General features: G+C 42.6%; 20 protein-coding genes. 7 read left to right on the top strand and 13 right to left on the bottom strand.

Annotation, left to right across the window (positions count from 1 at the left end; translation table 11 throughout):
* Window positions 1-6: 6 nt before the first annotated feature.
* Window positions 7-1,275, bottom strand: a complete 1,269-nt coding sequence (locus AKG39_RS05545; RefSeq protein WP_050739376.1) for a 4Fe-4S dicluster domain-containing protein — start codon at window positions 1,273-1,275, stop codon at window positions 7-9.
* A gap of 186 nt (window positions 1,276-1,461) precedes the next feature.
* The gene (locus tag AKG39_RS05540; RefSeq protein ID WP_050739375.1) at window positions 1,462-1,980 is read right to left on the bottom strand and encodes a DUF1003 domain-containing protein; all 519 of its coding nucleotides are present in this window, start codon (window positions 1,978-1,980) and stop codon (window positions 1,462-1,464) included.
* 608 nt (window positions 1,981-2,588) lie between these two features.
* Here AKG39_RS05540 and AKG39_RS05535 point away from each other — a divergent pair.
* The 3 genes from AKG39_RS05535 to AKG39_RS20650 all read left to right on the top strand — a co-directional run bounded on the left by AKG39_RS05535 (window position 2,589) and on the right by AKG39_RS20650 (window position 4,086).
* Window positions 2,589-3,260, top strand: coding sequence for a cytochrome c biogenesis CcdA family protein (locus AKG39_RS05535; RefSeq protein ID WP_050739374.1), 672 nt, complete (start codon window positions 2,589-2,591; stop codon window positions 3,258-3,260).
* Between the two features lie 10 nt (window positions 3,261-3,270).
* Window positions 3,271-3,837 (top strand): TlpA family protein disulfide reductase, encoded by a 567-nt coding sequence (locus AKG39_RS05530; protein WP_050739373.1) that lies wholly within the window; start codon window positions 3,271-3,273, stop codon window positions 3,835-3,837.
* 114 nt (window positions 3,838-3,951) lie between these two features.
* On the top strand, window positions 3,952-4,086 hold the full coding sequence (locus AKG39_RS20650) for a hypothetical protein (protein ID WP_278277922.1): 135 nt from the start codon (window positions 3,952-3,954) through the stop codon (window positions 4,084-4,086).
* Window positions 4,087-4,118: 32 nt separating this feature from the next.
* Here AKG39_RS20650 and AKG39_RS05525 read toward each other — a convergent pair whose 3' ends face one another.
* On the bottom strand, window positions 4,119-5,336 hold the full coding sequence (locus AKG39_RS05525) for a GNAT family N-acetyltransferase (protein ID WP_050739372.1): 1,218 nt from the start codon (window positions 5,334-5,336) through the stop codon (window positions 4,119-4,121).
* A gap of 166 nt (window positions 5,337-5,502) precedes the next feature.
* Here AKG39_RS05525 and AKG39_RS05520 point away from each other — a divergent pair, with 166 nt between their 5' ends.
* On the top strand, window positions 5,503-6,180 hold the full coding sequence (locus AKG39_RS05520; RefSeq protein WP_050739371.1) for a Crp/Fnr family transcriptional regulator: 678 nt from the start codon (window positions 5,503-5,505) through the stop codon (window positions 6,178-6,180).
* Between the two features lie 147 nt (window positions 6,181-6,327).
* Here the strand turns inward: AKG39_RS05520 and AKG39_RS19980 are convergent, their stop codons facing one another.
* The 3 genes from AKG39_RS19980 to trxA (AKG39_RS05510) form a co-directional block, all read right to left on the bottom strand.
* Window positions 6,328-6,483: a hypothetical protein gene (locus AKG39_RS19980; protein ID WP_160316148.1), complete on the bottom strand. Its 156-nt coding sequence runs from the start codon at window positions 6,481-6,483 to the stop codon at window positions 6,328-6,330.
* A 37-nt stretch (window positions 6,484-6,520) separates the two neighbouring features.
* A complete protein-coding gene (gene trxA / locus AKG39_RS05515; RefSeq protein WP_050739370.1) occupies window positions 6,521-6,832 on the bottom strand; it encodes a thioredoxin in 312 nt (103 codons plus the stop codon).
* 215 nt (window positions 6,833-7,047) lie between these two features.
* Window positions 7,048-7,359 (bottom strand): thioredoxin, encoded by a 312-nt coding sequence (trxA, locus tag AKG39_RS05510; RefSeq protein WP_050739369.1) that lies wholly within the window; start codon window positions 7,357-7,359, stop codon window positions 7,048-7,050.
* 200 nt (window positions 7,360-7,559) lie between these two features.
* Here trxA (AKG39_RS05510) and AKG39_RS05505 point away from each other — a divergent pair, with 200 nt between their 5' ends.
* The gene (locus AKG39_RS05505) at window positions 7,560-8,300 is read left to right on the top strand and encodes a hypothetical protein (protein ID WP_050739368.1); all 741 of its coding nucleotides are present in this window, start codon (window positions 7,560-7,562) and stop codon (window positions 8,298-8,300) included.
* A 122-nt stretch (window positions 8,301-8,422) separates the two neighbouring features.
* Here AKG39_RS05505 and AKG39_RS05500 read toward each other — a convergent pair whose 3' ends face one another.
* From AKG39_RS05500 to AKG39_RS05470, 7 genes are all read right to left on the bottom strand, one after another.
* Window positions 8,423-8,881, bottom strand: coding sequence for a GyrI-like domain-containing protein (locus AKG39_RS05500; RefSeq protein WP_050739367.1), 459 nt, complete (start codon window positions 8,879-8,881; stop codon window positions 8,423-8,425).
* A gap of 66 nt (window positions 8,882-8,947) precedes the next feature.
* Window positions 8,948-9,853 carry a helix-turn-helix transcriptional regulator gene (locus tag AKG39_RS05495; RefSeq protein WP_050739366.1) on the bottom strand — a complete coding sequence of 302 codons (906 nt, stop codon included), beginning with the start codon at window positions 9,851-9,853 and terminating at the stop codon, window positions 8,948-8,950.
* A gap of 10 nt (window positions 9,854-9,863) precedes the next feature.
* Window positions 9,864-10,814, bottom strand: a complete 951-nt coding sequence (locus AKG39_RS05490; RefSeq protein WP_050739443.1) for a serine O-acetyltransferase — start codon at window positions 10,812-10,814, stop codon at window positions 9,864-9,866.
* A gap of 170 nt (window positions 10,815-10,984) precedes the next feature.
* Window positions 10,985-12,121 (bottom strand): baeRF3 domain-containing protein, encoded by a 1,137-nt coding sequence (locus tag AKG39_RS05485; protein ID WP_050739365.1) that lies wholly within the window; start codon window positions 12,119-12,121, stop codon window positions 10,985-10,987.
* 54 nt (window positions 12,122-12,175) lie between these two features.
* The gene (locus AKG39_RS05480; protein WP_050739364.1) at window positions 12,176-13,489 is read right to left on the bottom strand and encodes a B12-binding domain-containing radical SAM protein; all 1,314 of its coding nucleotides are present in this window, start codon (window positions 13,487-13,489) and stop codon (window positions 12,176-12,178) included.
* A complete protein-coding gene (locus AKG39_RS05475; RefSeq protein ID WP_050739363.1) occupies window positions 13,489-14,274 on the bottom strand; it encodes a hypothetical protein in 786 nt (261 codons plus the stop codon). The genes AKG39_RS05480 and AKG39_RS05475 overlap by 1 nt, the downstream gene beginning before the upstream one ends.
* Window positions 14,275-14,417: 143 nt before the next feature.
* The gene (locus AKG39_RS05470) at window positions 14,418-15,776 is read right to left on the bottom strand and encodes an MFS transporter (protein WP_050739362.1); all 1,359 of its coding nucleotides are present in this window, start codon (window positions 15,774-15,776) and stop codon (window positions 14,418-14,420) included.
* Window positions 15,777-16,008: 232 nt separating this feature from the next.
* Between AKG39_RS05470 and AKG39_RS05465 the strand changes: the two genes are divergently transcribed.
* Both AKG39_RS05465 and AKG39_RS05460 read left to right on the top strand, forming a co-directional pair.
* Window positions 16,009-18,864 (top strand): cation-translocating P-type ATPase, encoded by a 2,856-nt coding sequence (locus AKG39_RS05465; RefSeq protein WP_050739361.1) that lies wholly within the window; start codon window positions 16,009-16,011, stop codon window positions 18,862-18,864.
* Window positions 18,861-19,511, top strand: a complete 651-nt coding sequence (locus AKG39_RS05460) for a potassium channel family protein (protein WP_050739360.1) — start codon at window positions 18,861-18,863, stop codon at window positions 19,509-19,511. Before AKG39_RS05465 ends, AKG39_RS05460 begins: the two co-directional genes overlap by 4 nt.
* Window positions 19,512-19,521 lie beyond the last annotated feature (10 nt).

The raw sequence follows: 19,521 nt of genomic DNA, 5'->3' as shown, positions 1-19,521 counted from the left end.
TGTTGCTTAAATATTTTGTCTCGCAATGAGTTTCTCCAAATAAACTGAGCGCATCTGTTCGCTGGCCATGGCCTTTTTAATGGGCGGCATTTTGAGAATCGCCGACAGGATTGCGACCATGGCGCGGTGACTGAATAACGCTTTGTTATCAAAAATCAACTCCTGAAGCGTCCCTTTTTCAATGGCCATGAGGACAACCCGGTGGACGGATGTGGATGGCGTGATGATCTTTTGCCCGGTGCTTTTTAACAAGAGACTTTTATTGGGACAGGCACGGACACAAAGACCACAGCCAAGGCATATATTTTCATCTATAACCGGAACCTTTTTTCCATCGACAGCTTCCATTTTGATAACTTCGATCTGGCAGGCTTTTTCGCATTTGCCACAACCGATACAGGTATCTGCATTGAGCTCAGGGATAAAGCCAGTGGTTTCAACCGGATGAAGATTCCCAAATTTCTTAGTGGCCACCAGCGCTTCGCAGCAGCAGCCGCAGCAGTTGCAGATAAACGAAACATCGTTTCGGACATTTTCCCCGCACTGAATCAGGTTATAATCATAGGCTTTATACAGGGTTTCCAACCCCTCTGAGGTATCGATTTTCCTGGCATAATCATGTCGGATCAGCGCTTCGGCAGCGCCGCCAAAAGTCATACAGATATCATTGATGGGAGCGTCACAATTTTTTCCGACATGCTCCATCTTATGCCGACAATAGCACATCCCAATGCCAATATGTTCCGCGGTTTCGATGATATGGCTAGCCTTCTGGAAATCAAGAATCTGAACCCGGTCCTCAGCGCCCAGGACGCTTTCATTAACAAACACTCTTCCCAGCCGGGTCTCGGTTCCAAAGAAAAGTTCTTTGACAAAGTCTTCCTCAACATTCATATACTGATAAAAAAGCTCCGCCAACAGCTTCTGATCGATATCATTTCTGGTGCGCATCATCGAAAACTCAAGGAAACCGGCCATTGGCGGTGGCAGCAAGTATCGGGTTTCTTTATTGCTTTCCATATCCATGAGAATGCATCTTGAGGCCAATCCATCCAGAACCTTCCGAGCCTCGGCTTCAGACATTCCCCAGATCTTCCCCGCTTTTTTTGCGGTGAACGGTTGGATGGGGAGTTGGGCCACAAGCGCCGCCTCCTTTTCGGAAAACAGAATGCCAAGGATCTTATATAAGGTGTCTGAAACCGGTGCTCCCTGGGGGAATCGGTTTAAACGCTCTTCAAGACTTTTGTAAGCGGATTTCGCTAAAATATGGGACACGGCACTACCTCCTGAAAATTAATATCGCCCTGATTTTACAGCATTTATAGGCTAAAATTATGAAACAACTTTGTTTTATTATACCACGATCTCACTTTAATAAACCATAGCCAGCTATTTTTGCATTCCCGATATCCGCTGTTTGCATTCGCACACAGTCTCATGACTTTTGTAAATAAATAGGACTTATTCATTTTTGTTTTTCTCAAGCAAATCGACTCTGCTGAGAATGTTCTCTTGATTTTCCAGAATGGCATCAAGTTTTTGATGGATATCCTCAACAATTATTTCAGATTTCAGATTAACTTTATAATCATTTTTAGCTCGGATCCGGTCTTTTTCTTCCTGACGGTTTTGGCTCATCATAATCACCGGTGCCTGAATTGCAGCCAGACAGGACAGTGCTAAATTAAGAAGAATGAAGGGATAAACATCGTAGGGTCTTGTGAGAATGACTGCATTTAAGATAATCCAGGCTGTCAATGTTATAAAGAAGAGGATGATAAACGTCCAACTTCCTGCGAATTTTGCAAGTCTATCTGCTGCCTTTTGGCCAAAAGTCAGCTTCTCATCATGCAGGGTTACGGTATTTCGGGAAATACGCTCATCCAGGAGTTGATGTAAAATTTCATTTTCTTCATCCGCAATGACCTCGTCTTTTAGAATAGTTTTAATTAATTCGATCCTTTTTTCACTAATTGACATCCGCTCTTCTCCTTTTTTAAATTTTTCGATATTTTTTTAAGGCAAGGGTATTGATCACCGATAATAAAATAATGAATACACAAAGGGCAACCAGATAATCCCTGAGAAATTCCAAATCCCAAAGTATAACCAGGGATCACTTCATATCGTTTTATTGGGGTCAACATAAGCCGTTCCAGTGTTCCGGTGGTTCTTTCCCTTAATTTCCTCTACGCTGTTATCCTCACCCTATGATACCTTTATTTTTAATAAATTCCAAAGAAATTTAAATAAAACAAACTGAATTAGAACGCTTCTCTCCGCGCACCTGCTATTCATTTTTTAAAGCCATCCAGTGCCATAACGATTTATGGCATTACCGACTGCTAACATGAACTCTGTGATCCAATTACAGAATTCTCAATACGATTTTGGTATAATTAAAAAAGCTATTCGTTGCTTCAATTAAGGCTTCAATTAAGGCTTCAATTAAGGCTTCAATTAAGGCTTCAATTAAGGCTAAAATCAAACTGAAATTGTTACAATAAACATGACAAAAAATAGACAACTAGAATGCCGATCATAAAAAAAAGCGTTGACGTTGGAATACTTACTTAGAAAGGATGTTTATGGATTATTTTATCGCGTTTCTGGAAGGAATCATGACCTTTATTTCCCCTTGTCTCTTACCCATGCTGCCCATTTATATTTCATATTTTGCCGGCCAAACCAATAATGAAAATAAGTCGGCAGTTCTTAGGAATGCATTGGGCTTCGTTCTTGGTTTTACCCTTGTTTTTGTTCTATTAGGAGCATTTGCCGGCACAATAGGAAGTTTATTGATCGAATATAGTGTGCTACTGAATTTAGTAACCGGTGGCATCATCATTGTTTTTGGGTTGCATTTTATGGGTCTGTTTCATATTCCCTTTCTCAATACAAACCGGCAATTGAGCCTGAAGAATTTCAAAATGGGATTTTTATCTTCGGTTGTTTTCGGTGTCGTCTTTTCCATTGGCTGGACTCCCTGTGTGGGCGCCTTTTTAGGTTCGGCCCTGATGTTGGCAGCCTCCAGTGGGGATACCCTAAAGGGTGTATTGATGTTGTTATCATTTTCCATCGGTCTGGGTATTCCGTTTATTATCAGTGCACTTTTAATTGATCGGCTCAAGTCTGCGTTTAACTTTATTAAGCGCAATTATCGCATCATCAATTTAATTTCAGGTGGCCTGCTCGTTCTTGTGGGTGTTTTAACCGCCACAGGTTTAATGGGATATTTTCTTTCAATCTTAACTTTTTAAGGAGAAGTTTATGAATAATAAGACAAAAACAATCATCGGTATTATGGCCTTTATCACCTTTTTAGTCATCGCCTCTTTGGGATACAGCTATTTATCCAGCTCATTTAAAACCAATAACAGCTCAGAGAACAATGAAAACCCGGTCCAGGAAAGCAGTTATGACTCCGCTCCGGATTTTACGGTTGTTGACGAAACCGGAAATCCCGTTAAACTCTCTGATTTTTCCGGCAAACCCATTGTTCTCAATTTTTGGGCGTCCTGGTGTCCGCCCTGTAAAAGCGAAATGCCGCACTTTAATTCAGTCTATGGCGATAATAAGGATGCGGTTGTGTTTTTAATGTTGGATCTTGTGGATGGCCAGCGCGAGACAACCGAAAAAGGCCTTGCCTATGTTAAGGATCAGGGCTTTGATTTTCCGGTGTATTTTGACACCGAACAGGAAGCGGCCAGGGCCTATGCGGTAACATCCATACCGACAACCTTTTTCATTGATGCAAACGGTAATATTATTACCAGTTATCGGGGGGCCATTGATGAAGCGACTTTAATGGAAGGCATCGCATTAATTACAAATTAGGAGCTGAACTAAAAATCAATTTAAAAAAGCGGTTTGGAAAAATTCCAAACCACATTAGATAACAAAGCAGAAAAGTGAGTCCTGGGGACAATCGTAACATCAGTTGTCGGCATCATGGCGAACAGGCTAGCCTGTCCGATCATGCCGACGACAACGATTTACCATTGTCCCCAGGTCGGGTTTGTCGACAACCTGAGCGGTTTGGAAAAATTCCAAACCGCTCAGACTGAAGATAATTTAAATAACTGAATCTAAAAAGTTTGTCGATTAATCTTTAATGTTTAAATATAATCTGAAAAATAAACCTTATCATTGGGGATAATACTTTCCAATATTAAAACTGTTTTTTTATCCGTCTCAATGCGTTCGATTCTCTGCAAATAAGTGGGTCGCTCGTATCCCAACAGCATGGTTGTTAATATCCCGATTTCCAACCGAATAATATTTTCTGATGGCTCATCCGTTAACATCGGATCCTGCCCTTTACTAAAGGCAATAGTAAAACTTCTATTATTCCATTCCAATACTGAATCCGAAATTTCAAAGGTTACCGATTCATTGATATCTGTGTTGACAAAATTATATTCTGCTATAAATTTTTCAAAATCCACAATTCGCGCCATGATATAGGGTCGAATGGTCTCTTTCATATCACTGTCGCCAAATAAAAAGGAAATGGTATGATTGTTATAGTTATTTCCAACCACCTCATTAATCATCGATTCGTGGGCTGCGATATAACCCCACAGTCCTTTTCTTGCCTCCTGATTTAAGTAGATCATTTCTTTTACATGAAAAACATCATTTTCGATGAGATAAACCAGGTACCCCCGTGGCACGTCATCCTCATCATAGTAAATCGCTACGGTGACATCTTCAACATCCCAGCGCCAGTATTCTTCCCATACCAGTTCGGATCGAACCAAACAGCCATGGGTTTTCTTTGCATAGGCGTCATGGAGATTAATTAAGTCCGGACTATCTTCCGGAACCCTTCGAATTCTACCTGGCACCTCAATATCCTTTGGCAACTGATTATCCCGGATCCGATAGGTCATTTTATCAGATACAACTTCCCAGCCCTTGTGACGATACAGAGGCATGGAATATGGAAACAGAAAAGAGATGCTTTGGTTTTGTTCCCGCATACTTTCCAGGCTTTTTTTCATTAATCGTGACATTAAACCCATTCCCATATATTCGGGGTAAGTTGCCACTCCGGTAATGTAACCCATATCGTAAATACTGCCGTAAATATTGACCTGAAGCGGGTACACCGCAATTTGGGACGCTAATTTGCCATCTTCAAACCAACCGAGCACCTCTGCTTTTTCTAATATTGGAAATTTAGATCGTTTTATTTCATCGTGTTTCCATCCCACTTTTAATAAATCTTCATCCGTAACCTGAAAAGCATATCTTAAAATATCATTAAACTGGGTTAGATCTTTTGGTTCCAGTTTTCTTAATTCAAGATTCTTTTTAATATCCCTGATCATGAGAAGTCCCCTTTCAATTAAACAAAGCTCAATTATATCACGTTTTTCGGTTATTTTTTGAAAATCATGTTAAACAATTTATTCTATTTATACCCTCTTGATTATGGTTGAATCAAGCGGTATTATGGTATACTAAAGAACAATTCTAAAAGCGAGGTTCAAAAATATGGTGAATGAAAAAGATAACGCGTTTATTGAATCAATTTTTACATTTTGGGATAAATTAACCGCCCAGCAGAAATCACTGATTTTAGGAAATATTATGACTGTGAATTACAAAGCCGGAGAAAACATCCATAGCGGTGATAATGACTGTGTTGGGGTTTTGCTGATAAAACGCGGTGAACTGCGAACTTATATATTATCTGAAGATGGTCGTGAGATAACACTTTATCGTCTGGGACCGGCTGATGTCTGTATTTTATCTGCCTCCTGTATTTTACAAAACATTACCTTTGATGTCCATATTGATGCCGAAGCTGACAGTGACGTATTACTTCTTAACTCAACTGTTTTTCAGGAAATCTGCAGTCAGAACATTTACGCTGAAAATTTTTCCTATAAAACCACCATTGACAGTTTTTCTGATGTGATGTGGGCTATGCAGCAAATTCTCTTTATGAGTTTTGATAAACGCCTTGCCCTTTTTTTACTGGACGAAATATCCCGGATCAGCTCGGTGACCATCCCCCTCACCCATGAACAAATTGCAAAATATGTGGGTTCCGCCCGTGAAGTTGTCTCCCGGATGTTAAAATATTTTGAAAAAGAAGGTTTCGTAGCTTTATCCCGGGGCGAAGTTAAAGTACTGGATAAAAAGCGGCTCCATGAATTGATCGAATAAAAATGGTGCCGCCCTGGGGTTGCACCTTCAGGTTTGCTGACTAAACCGTCCTGGGGACAATGGTAAATCGTTGTCGGCTGCATGATCGTACAGGCGCTGCCTGTTCGCCATGATGCCGACAACTGATGTTACGATTGTCCCCAGGACTCACGTTGCTGTTTTGCCGGCACTTAATATGCCAAAAAACCCGGGGACAATGACAAATCGTTGTCGGCTGCATGATCGTACAAGTAACACCTGTTCGTCATGATGCCGACAACTGATGTTACGATTGTCCCCGGGACTCACTTTTTTTATCTGCATTCTAAATTATACAACTCTGGGTTTGTAAAATTTTTGTTTAAACCTTTACCATTTCTATGATTTCTGCTTTTGATCGTTCACCCACTAAAGTCTTCATTACCTTACCGTCGCTAATTGCAAGCAGGGTTGGAATCCCTCGCACCTTAAATTGAACGGCCAAGTCCTGTTGTTCTTCCACATTGACTTTCCCAACCTTGGCGTCTGTGAGTTCGTCGCCAATTTCATCGATTATCGGGGATAACCTTTTGCAGTGATCGCACCATGGTGCCCAAAAATCCAGTATTACCGGTTTGTCTGATTTCATAATTTCTGCTTCGAAATTTTCTTTTGTGATTGTTAGTACACTCATGTTATTTTTCTCCTTAACTCATTTTTAGGTGATTGCGAAAGTGATGTGCGTTTCGCGGTGTGATTTCAATTTATCAAACATTCTTATCATACCCTCATTTTAAAATCGTTAAACCTATTTTGTGTTAAATAAACAAAAAGGGCATGTTTCTTTTAGAAACACGCCCTTTTATCATCGTCTGCAACAAGACCCAAATGAGCCTGCCTCTATTTTTATTAACCTTTAAGCATTTCCAGAATGTCTGCCTTTGGTCTTGCTCCGGCTGAAGATTTTACCACCTTGCCATCTTTTACCACTGCAAGGGTTGGAATCCCTCTGACTTTGAATTGGGCTGCCAATTCCGGCTGTTCATCAACATTCACCTTACCAACCTTGGCGTAGGTAATTTCTTCTGCGATTTCATCCACAATGGGTGATACAGTTTTACATGGGCCACACCAGGGTGCCCAAAAATCCAATAATACCGGCATATCTGATTTCATAACTTCTGCTTCATAATTTTCTTTTGTGATTGTGATTACACTCATTATATTTTTCTCCTTAAATTATTAGAATTTATTTTATAGTTTCATTATAGTTGAATAGAACAATACAAACTGTGACTTAATCACATAAATCCAGACTTTTTTTGAATGCATGGTATTTCACTGGAATAATATTCTTTGATCGGCTATAATGAACAGGAACCAATATAAATTAGCTGTACTATTTAAAAAAGGAGCCAAACATGAAAAAGCATTCAAAAGGCATTCTCATTGCCATTGCCTTTATTGCCTTGTCCGCAATAATGTACACCCTTCATTTTTTTATTTTTGGAGATGCGCACCACATATTTATCTATTTACTGGGAGATCTTGCTTTTCTGCCGGTAGACGTGTTGCTGGTTGCACTCATTTTTCATAAAGTGATTGATGATCGCGATAAGCAGGAAAAACTCAAAAAGATCAATATGGTACTGAGTGTATTTTTTTCCGAAATCGGTGTGGATCTGATGAAACTATTCGCCCAAAATGATAAGAACCTTGTAAAACTGAAACCGGCACTATTAATTCGCCCCACCTGGAATAGTAAAGATTACAAAAATTCCATCAGGATCATTAAAAATTCCGATTATAATTTAGACCTTTCTGAACACAGCCTCACTGATATTAAAGAATTTCTTTCCTCAAACCGGGATTTTCTTTTGAAAATCCTTGAAAACCCGATTTTACTTGAGCATGAATCCTTTACCGATTTAATTTTGGCATTGTTTCACGTGGAACAGGAATTATCAAGTCGAAAAGATGTTTCACAATTAAATGCCAATGACCGCGCCCACCTGGTTTTGGATATTGAACGGGTATATAAATTGTTGTTCTATGAATGGCTGCTCTACATGAACCATTTACGAAAAACCTATCCGTTTCTATACTCCTACGCTGTTCGAACAAACCCCTTTGATCCGGATGCTGACATCGAGGTTAAATAAATTTCCAGGCTTGTTTATATTGCTTTGAACGAATAACTCAGCACAGTTTTCCAATTTAACTTTTTTAAGAAAAGCGTGAGAACAATTCGATTTTCATAAAATTATTCTCACGCTCCCATTAATTAGGCAATTGAAATATACATGTGTATTTCAGAATTCTCCATATCACCATCACCTTGATATTCTTCAAAATCACAGTCAAAGCTTCGGTTTATATCCATAACCCAAAGCTTTGTCCAAAAATCCATTACTGCGGTTTGCATGTTTCCATGAACAACAAACTTCGCATATTTCCCGGGGTTTATTGTCTGGGCGACCATGCCATCCTTTAATTCCTGAACATCATTCACTTCACAGCAAACTGTTACATCATAGCGATCATTCACACCATCTTTATAATTTGAATACAATCCGATAGCACAATTGTTTTTCTTGCCGGCAATTGCATGGTAGATGCCATCCCCGTAAAAACGCTGCCATAAAGTCCCGATGACCTGAGTCATATTGACATCATTATTCCCTGTTCGGGCTGTTAATCCCACAACCTTTTTTTCCTTTAATTCGACAACTTCATAATTCATCTTGCACACCTCATTTCATTTAATAAACTCAGTGTAGCACGCTTCAACTGACATCATCATGTCATATTATAAATAATTTTTTATTGCTTTTTCATGTTTTGCTAACATTTCCTGCTTAATGGACGAAGGTTCTAAAACCTCCACGTATTCTCCAAAGGACATAATATAGCCATAGATCCATTCACTTTCAGGTCGGACGGTTTTAACCGTATAGCTTTTATCCGAATTTATTGTGATCTCTTCCGTCAAAAATTCATCAAACAGACGATATGCCATCGATGTATCAAACTTCAATACCAGGGTTATCATCTTGTCAGTATATCCGCCGTCGGTTTCTTTCCAGATATTTTCCGGTATTTCCCGTTGAAAATGTTCATCGGTGCCGGTCAAGTTTCGGATCCGGGTTATTTTAAAAATCCGACAGTCGCATTTCAAACGGCAATACCCATAAAGATACCAGCTCTGACCTTTAAATAAAAGCTTGAGCGGTTCAATGAACCGGGTTGATTTTTCTCCATAAGAACTGTAATAATCGAAGCCCAATACTTTTTTGTCCAATATCCCATTTTTGATGAGTTTGAATTTTTCCCGTTCTTTTTCATCACTGCCCCAATGGGAAAAATCGACATCAATCCAATTTATGTTATTTTTGTTGAACAGCATCCCCATCTTGTTCAGTATGGGGTCAAGGGGCGATCCACTCAGTGCATTTAAGCTTTGCAGCGCGGCGATGATTTCATTTTGTTCATTATCTGACAGAATGGATTTATTTAAAACGAAATCCGGTAAAACACTGATTCCCCCACCTTTTCCTTTGGTGGTATAGAGAGGTATACCGGCCTGACTCAGAATATCAACATCACGATAAATGGTTCGCTGGGACACTTCAAAGTACTCAGAAAGCTCACGGGCGGTGATTTTCTTCTTATCCAGCAAAATATAGACCATTTCAAATAATCGATTAATCTGCATTTTTCACCTGTCAGATAACCCAGTCAAAACCAATTTCTTCTTTTTGTTGTTCTTTTGGTCCACCCTCGGAAAAAAGCAGTTCAGGATTTTTAATGCTTACCTTGGTTCCCGCCTGAACAGAGTTTGTAATGAATACATTACTGCCGATGACAACACCTTTGCCGACCACTGTCTCACCGCCTAAAATAGATGCTCCGGAATAAACGGTAACATCATCTTCTAGACAGGGATGGCGCCTGACGCCTCTGAGCTTCTGGCCGCCGCGGGTGGATAAAGCCCCCAGGGTCACACCCTGATATATTTTTACGTGTTGTCCGATAATAGCAGTTTCCCCGATAACAACCCCGGTCCCATGGTCAATAAAGAAGTATTTCCCAATACATGCGCCGGGGTGAATATCAATTCCGGTAATACTGTGGGCGTATTCGCTCATAATTCGGGGGATCAGAGGTACTGCCAGTTCATATAGCTCATGGGCCAATCGATGAATGCTGATTGCCAGTAGTCCCGGGTAAGAAAAAATAATTTCATCCTTGCTCTCTGCTGCCGGATCGCCGTCAAAGGCCGCCTGAACATCCGTTGCAATGTATTCCCTGATTTGCGGAATTTTACTGATAAATTCATAGCCTAATTGATCCGCTTTTAAGATAAAATCATCTTCATTAAAATTTTCCAATATACGGGCCTGATGTTTTAATGCCAGGGTGATCTGTTTACTTATTTTTTCGGTCACATTAATCAATAGTTCCCCAATATGAAATTCCTGAACTTCCTTTCGGAAACTGTTCTTGCCAAAATAACTTGGAAAAATAAGCCGTCTCAATGTTGTTAATATTTCAATAATCACATCTCTGTTTGGCAGCGAACCTAACTCGCGCGGAACAATATAGTACTCCAGGTTATAACTTTCGGAAATACTTTCAACCAACTCTTCGATATCATTCTTAAATTCATTTCTCATGGCGATTCCTTTCACTGCAAATCGATATTTAGCTCCTCTGATTATATCTGTTTGAATCACATAATACAAAGAAAATTTCAGCATTCACAAAATAATAAGGATTAGCTCCCGTTCAAGCTCGGAGCTAATCCTTTGGTGTCATTTATAATCAAACTAAGGTTTTCACGTTTTTAGTAACGGTATATTCCCGCTATATCGCTTTCGGTTGGCATATCTTCCCGTTCCAGGATTAAAACTTCACCGCCGCGGCTAAGAACCGCTTCAGCCATACTGTCATAAATATCCCCGATATTGGGTTCCTCAAGATCGCCCTCAGTAATACTTCCCAGATTTGGGTCATATTGACCGGGATGAACCTTATTTTCTTCCAGATAAAGTTCGGCAACCCGATCTTCAGTAATGGCCCGGGCGATCTGAACAACATCATCTGAAGCAAGGTCCCTGGCATGAGCCTCAAAAAACCGTTCGGTTCGTTCGTCCATCTGTTGTTTGAAAATAATCTTCATGACTTCCTGAACCTTTTCATAAAGCATTTTTTCGTCCATCGATTCAATATCGCCTTTAATACTTTCTGCAATCATGTAAGGATTTTTTGATATTTTTCGAAATTCCCCCTGATGTTGATCCAAACCAACCAGGATCAATGGAATTTTGTAAGGATTTGAATACTGCTCCTGAATAAAGCCACTGATGTATTTAAAAAATTTTTCCTGATCAACTTTTTTCTCGGCCTTTGCGCCGCCCTGGCCGTGATATCTGAATTGATCACCGCCCATACTGGCTGCGATCAGATGAGGTGATGTTTTTTCATCGCCTAAAACCCCTTCTAAGGTTGAGTCTTTTTCATCCAATTCTATCTGATGTATCCCATCGCGATCTGCTTCGAAAAGCGAAATCCTTTCCCGATTGAGACCAAGGACGTGATATAATCCACTTGACTGATAATTTTTAAGCAGTGGTTTCAAATAAAAGTTATCTGCAACAATGGCTCGGTTGCCAACGCTTATGGGCAGCTTATATACAACACATTCTTCCTCATCCCCCAGAATCGCCATGCCCTCGGTGACACCTGCCCAAAATAGAGCATCTCTTTCCAGCTCATCAAACAAAGTGAAGAGATCCTTAAATCCTCGATAGGTTTTATCTTTTAAAGATTCTTTTACTTCCTTTACGAGATTTTTGAAATTAATAGCGTTCTCAAGTCGATCCGGTTTTTTAATATTGGTGTCGATATAAATTGAGACCACCGGACTTTTTCCTTTGTCCATAATCGGATGTGGAAATTCTTTTGTGATTTGGTATTTCATAATACAAATCCTCCTTTGTGGTATGTTAGCTAATTACCCAATTGCTTCCCAAAATCACATTAAACTGCGCCGATATTTACCACTATTCAGTAATTGTATTTCCTGAATTCGTTCCTGTAACCATTGTTCATTAAATTCGCTTTTATATAAAAAGCGGGTCTCATTTTCAATGGTCCAATCATCATCTTTTATCCCGGAAACCCGTTCATACAGTTTTGATCCCGGCAGGGGATAAGGGACATTAAACGAAATTTCTTCAATTTCCAATGATAGGGCAAACGCAAATGTCTCTTCAATTGTTTCAACAGTTTCTCCGGGATATCCCACAATAAAGAATCCGGTACAATTTATACCATTACGCTTTAGCACGGCTACGCCTCGTCTCACTGTAGCGGTATCAATTTTCTTATTCATCAGCTTTAAAATCACATCATTTCCAGATTCTATGCCCAGGTAAACCTTGGTACACCCAGCTTTTTTCATGATCCGGGCAATTTCATCGGTTAAACTGTCAACCCTTGACAGACAACTCCAGGAAATTCCCAGGTCTTCTTTGATGCATCTTTCGCAAAATTTTTCCAGAAATTGCAGATCCCAGGTGAACAAATCATCGGCAATCCAAAGGGAGTCATAGCCGTAGGAAGTGATATCCCTGATTTCTTCAAATATTTTTTCTAAACATCTGAATCTGACCTCATTGCCAAATATCGGTTTTGAACAGAAATCACAGGAAAACGGACAGCCGTAGGTCATCATAATGGTTGCTGTTTTTTTTCCAGAGTATTTGAAGCTCTGGCACTGATATCTTTCATGATCAAAATCCTGCCGGTCCGGGATGGGACAGCAGTCAATTTCTTTCTTTGTAAGATGCATCACCGGGGAGTCAATGGTGGCTGCTTTTAGACTGTATATTCCGGGATATTTTGATCCTTCGCTGGTTATTAAAAACTCAACCCCGGAGTTAACCTTTAAATAATCATCACAAAAATCAGGAAAGCTGATCGCCGCCTCTCCTTTGAACACACAATCAAAATGCTCGGCAAATTTTTGGGGATAAAGTGTTGCCAATGGGCCTCCCGCAATATAAAGACTGCCCGGATTGCATTTTTTCAGCTTTTTCAATAATCCTATGGCATTTTTTTCAAGAGTAGTCATGATATAGATACCGGTAATGTCAGGTTTATACGCTTTAGCTTTTTCAATCGCCGCCGCCATTGTTAAAAAGGTACAATCAAGTTTCATTGTTTCGATGCCCTTTTGCTTTAGGCTAGCGGAAAGCATACTGATGCCAAGAGGGGGGAAAAGCTGATCTTTTATGACCCCGGTGTAAAAATATGGATATATCAGTAAAACCCTTTTCTTTTTCATTATGCCACCTCTCTGAACCTTATTGAGTATCTGTAATTGTTGAATTTGTTTGAGTTACAGATAATCTCACTTTCAAATCCGGCCCAACAATAATTATTGGCGGTTCGCTCCCTTCCCCAATAGAGTTTGCTGGTCACATTTTCCGGGATATTTTCTTGCACACACGTGAATGTCAACCCATGAACATAACTATATAATTCGCATGCACCCTTTAATTTTTCCCATCCGGTCGGCGGTGCGGCGATTTTTCCATCGATAATTCCCCGATTAAAGATGCTTCCCCCCAGTTCATTCATCACAAAAATCCTGCTTCCGGTTTCTTTTGTTTCACAGTTTAAATTCACAAAAATCGCATTGTCCCTGATCTCATAGGTAATTTCAACTTCCCCCTGGGCTGGCACATCCACAAAACTTGCTTCCACATTAAAAATCCTCCGCAAAACATCCCCTAATTCCAGAAGTCTTTTTTGCCTTTTTTCTTGCTTCATATATACATTTGTGGTTATAAATTCCATACTTCGTGTCAACGACTTGGATTTCACACCCAGTGCTTTCCAGACCAGTTTTTTATCAATTTTGCACACCACCCGGAAAGAATCGCCGGCTTTGGAAATGCTTTTTATTGATGTGAAATGGGTGTATCCGCCAATTTGAAATGAGCAAGCCCCCAGTCCCATGCCTTCCTCCACCAGCAAAATGTCGTCGTCATACACAAGTAGCCCCCGATCAAGACCTTGAGAAACCCCCGAACCCTTATATTGGTTTGAAATATCGAAGCTAAGCATATGAACCCTCCTTCTTCTTACCTGATGTTGGAAATCCACCATCTTTATTTTTTTATACCCAATTATTATGCAATATAATAAAAAACTGTATGAATTGGATTAAACCAAATCATACAGCTTTTTATTCAAATTTATTTTTTTAATTATGCTGCTTGTTCCTGGCTAGCTGAAATTTCTTCCAGGGATCTACCCATGGTTTCTCTTCCAAAGACTGCAACAATCAGCGCCACTATGGCAAATACCCCTGTGAGTAGGATAAATATATAGGTATAACCCAGTTCTGTCCCATAGAGTTTATAAATAACCGGTACAATAAACGGCGCGGTGAAAGCCCCAAGACGTCCGAAAGCGGCAGCCCAACCAGAACCACTGGCTCTGACAACGGTTGGGTAGACTTCCGGTGTATATGCATAAACGCAGCCCCAGGCGCCCAGGCTAAAGAAGTAAAGCATGCTGCCAAAGGCCAGCACTTCATTGACGCTTCCGGCATGTCCAAATAACCAGGCTGCCACTGCGGTACCGGCAAAATATAGAGTCAATACCTTCTTGCGGCCAACCCGTTCAACCAGATAGGCGGCGCTGAAATAACCCGGTAATTGGGCCAGACACATAATCAGTGTGAATTCAAAGCTTTTTGCCAGGGCAAAACCCTTTGCCACCAACAACGTTGGGGTCCACAAAACAAAACCGTAATAGCCAAAATTAATTCCAAACCAAATTGCCCACAGCACAACGGTGGTTCGAAGGTATTTTTTTGACCATAAATCCAGAAACGTAATCCGCACCTTATCCAATTTTTGCTCTGCGGCGTTTGAGTCATTGATGACATCATTTGTAATCCCTGCCTGTTTTTCCATAACTGTAACCAATTCATCCGCTTCTTTGGTTTTTCCGACTGACTCCAGGAACCGCGGCGATTCAGGCACAGCCTTTCGCAGATAGGCCGCAAACAGCGCGGGGATCCCGCCGATAAAAAAAGCAATCCGCCAACCGTATACCGGAATAAGCAGATATGCCACAAGGGCTGCAAGAATCCAGCCCCAGGCCCAAAAGCTTTCAAGAATAATAACATTTCGGCCGCGGATCCGTGTCGGTGAGTACTCGCTGACCAGGGTAACCGCCGCCGGCAATTCCCCTCCCAGGCCAAAGCCGGTGAAAAAACGCAATACCAAAAGCATGGTGAAATTGACGGATAAACCCGAAAGTGCACTGGCAACCCCATAAATAATCAAGGTCCACATAATCACCGTTCTTCTTCCCCAGCGGTCCGCGGCCATACCGGATAAAGCCGCTCCTAAAGCCATTCCCAGCATACCAATACTACCAAGAAGACCCAACTGAGCGGGACTCAGGGCCCATTCCGTACCAATGGCTGCCATCACACCGGCAACCATTCCCTGATCCATGGCATCAAACATCCAACCGATCCCAGTCAAAACCAGAATCTTTCTGAGCATGGGCGTTGATGGCAGTTTATCAATTCGTGAAGCAATATTAAACATTTAGTACCCCTCTTTTACTTTAATCGTTAGCTATGCTAATTTTAACCAGTAGTTATCGCGTTGTCAATCTTATTAAATGAAACGACATCAAGGTGTTTTTGATTAACTTCTTATGCATATAAATTTTTAAAAGGGTATACACTGATTATTGATACAAATAATTTTTGATCTGCCTGAGCCATTCGGTATTAACATTTACAATCCAGTGAATTTAAAGGATGAATGAAAAATTATGGAAACTTTAACTACTCAGAAAATCAACCGCGAAACGGAAAAGACGATTCACCAATTACCAGTTAACCAGGTTTATAGTGACTTGGAAACGGCCATATCCGGATTGCCTAAAACTGAGGCGGCCCTGCGCCTAAAAGCCTATGGCAGCAACACCATCCAGGAAGTCAAAGGTAAGCCGCTGATTTGGAAATTTTTATCCAATTTCACTCACTTAATGGCGATACTCTTATGGATTGGCGGTATCATCGGTTTTATTGCTCAGCTGCCACAATTGGGCATTGCCATCTGGCTGGTAAATATCATCAACGGCGTCTTCAGTTTTATGCAGGAATTCAGAGCCGAAAAAGCCACCGAAGCGCTACGCAAAATGCTGCCATCCTATGCCCGGGTCCTTCGGGATGGCGAAGAACAGCGCATTCTGGCTGAGGAATTAGTTCCCGGCGATGTGATTTTGCTGGCGGAAGGGGACCGCATTTCAGCGGATGCCCGATTGGTTGAAGATGCTGATTTAAGGTGTGATCAATCAACCCTCACCGGTGAGTCACACGCTGTCAAAAAAACGAAAGACCCGGTACTGCGGCCGGATTTAGCCCGGGCTGAGGAGCCTAATCTGGTTTTTGCCGGAACCAATGTCGCGGCGGGATCGGGAAAAGCAATTGTCTTTGCCACCGGCATGAGCACCGAATTTGGAAAAATCGCCGGTATGACCCAAAGCCAGAAAGAAGTTCAAAGTCCTCTTCAAAAGGAACTTAAACGGGTAACCCGAACGGTGTCGGTTATGGCTGTGAGCATTGGTGTATTTTTCTTTATCGCCTCAATTCTGCTGCCCAACGCCAATGTCGCCGAAAGCTTTATCTTTGCCATGGGTATGATTATCGCTTTTGTCCCCGAAGGATTGCTGCCGACCGTGACCCTGTCCCTGGCTATGGGCGTTCAGCGGATGGCCAAACGCAATGCCCTGATTAAACGGCTGTCCGCGGTTGAAACCCTGGGCTGTACAACCATCATCTGCACCGATAAAACCGGAACCCTGACCCAGAATGAAATGACCGTCAGCGATCTGTGGCTGGCGAATCAGCCATTTAAAGTCACCGGTGTTGGTTATGATAGCGCCCAGGGAGAAATATTAGCGGACAATCACCCGGTTACCCAAGCCCAAAATCAGGATTTGCGTCAACTGCTGGTGGCGGCCAGTCTGTGTAACAACGCCCGACTTATTCCTCCCACTGATGATGCCCCTCGCTGGACGGTGCTGGGTGATCCCACCGAAGCAGCCATGCTGGTTGCTGCTCAAAAAAGCGGTTTAGACTTACCTAAAGAAGCCCTTCTGACGCCTCGTCTCAGGGAGCTGCCCTTTGAAGCCCGGCGGAAACGGATGAGCACGATCCACCAAATCAAAGATCCGGACTCACAGACGGTTCGGATTGCCTATGTGAAGGGTGCCCCCAAAGAAGTCTTGGACTTGTGTACCCATGTCCGCCGTGGCGGTCAGGATGCTCCGGTGACCGAAGCGCTGCGCACCGAGATTATATCCGCCAATGATGGGTATGCCCGAAGCGGCCTGCGGGTCCTGGCTGTGGCTCTGCGATGGCTAACTGAAGAAGCCACCCTGCCTGCCAGTATGAGTGCCTATACTCCCGAATTGGTTGAGCAGAACCTGACCTTTCTGGGACTCGTTGCCATGGCGGATCCGCCTCGGCCCGAGGTGGCCGCAGCGGTTGAAAAATGCCATCATTCCAGTATCCGCATTATTATGATCACCGGTGATTATGGGCTCACCGCCGAGAGCATCGCCCGACGCATCGGTATTATTGGGGGAGATCATCCCCGGATTCTGACCGGGATTGACTTGGAAGAGCTTGATGACGCCACTTTAAAAGAAGCGCTCGGGGATGAGGTGATTTTTGCCCGGGTGGCTCCGGAACAAAAATTACGGGTGGTCACCGCCCTACAGGAAATGGGTCACGTGGTGGCTGTCACCGGAGATGGTGTGAATGATGCCCCGGCCCTTAAAAAGGCGGACATTGGCGTGGCCATGGGGATATCCGGCACCGATGTTGCCAAAGAAGCTGCGGATATGATTCTGACCGATGATAACTTTGCTTCAATCGTGAATGCGGTGGAAGAAGGCCGGGCGGTTTATAATAATATCCGTAAATTCGCGGTCTATATTTTCAACAGCAATATGTCCGAAGCCGCTCCCTTTATCTTATTTTTGTTCTCCCGGGGAAGTATTCCGCTGCCGCTTACCATCATGCAGATTTTGGCCATGGATCTGGGCACCGATATGGTGCCCGCCATCGGGCTGGGCGCGGAACTTCCGGAAGCCGGCATTATGGATCACCCACCCCGTTCCCAGAAAGAACCGCTGCTCAGTCGCCAACTGCTGCTGCTGGCATTTTTCTGGTATGGCATGTTGGAGTCGGTTATTTCCATTTCCGCGTATTTTTTCCTGAACTGGCAGTACGGCTGGCCCGGCGTGCCCTTAGCCGACTCCGGTACCATTTATCGGATGGCCACGACCATGACCCTGACGGCTATTGTGATCTGCCAGGTCGGGGTGGTCTTTAATGCCCGCACCCACCGGGCGTCAGTTTTCTCGATTGGTTTTTTTACCAATCGTTTGCTATTAATTGGCATCGCCGTGGAACTTATCTTAATTTGCATCTTAATGTATGTTCCCATCTTTCACGATCTTTTTAACACCGCCCCCCTTGGCTTAAGCCAATGGGCCTATCTGATAATCTGGGCACCGGTAATTATTTTGTTGGATGAGCTGCGTAAAGCCTTCCTCCGTGGATGGGACAAACGCGCCGACCGAAAAAAGAACAGCTCTGAGGAGGTTTCTAAATGAAAATTATTATTGTCGGCTGTGGCCGGGTGGGGTCTGGTCTGGCCCTTAGTCTGACCCGAATCGGTCATACCGTCACCGTTATTGATCTGGATGCGACGGCCTTTGAACTGCTGGACCCATCGTTCAAGGGCCGTACGCTTGTCGGTTTTGGTTTTGACCGCGATGTGCTGCTGGAAGCTGACATTGAGCACAGCGATGCCCTGGCAGCAGTGACTTTCAGCGATGAAGTAAATGCCGTTATCGCCCGGGTGGCCAGTCAGGTTTTCCATGTTCCGAAAGTTGTTGCCCGGCTAAAGGATGTGCGCAAAGACCAAATTTATAATCGTCTGGGCCTTCAAACCATTGACCCCACCGCCTGGGGGATCAACCGAATCGTTGACCTGCTTTGTTTTTCACCGCTGGGCACAGTACTGAGCATCGGCAGCGGGGATGTGGATATTGTGGAAATTGAGGTCCCCATCCTGCTGGTGGGTCGACGGGTTAAAGAATTAACCATCCCCGGGGAGATTCAGGTTATTGGCATCAGTCGGAACAATAAAACCTTTTTACCGACACTGGGCACAGAATTTCTGGAAAGAGATTTCATTCACCTGGCCGTCGCCGGCACCTCAATGGATCAGCTGAAATATGTATTGGGTTTGAAGTAAGCAGAAAGGA

Source organism: Acetobacterium bakii (assembly GCF_001263355.1).
In the GTDB taxonomy this organism is placed as follows: Bacteria; Bacillota; Clostridia; order Eubacteriales; family Eubacteriaceae; genus Acetobacterium; species Acetobacterium bakii.
This window is presented reverse-complemented; position numbering and strand designations above follow the sequence as displayed.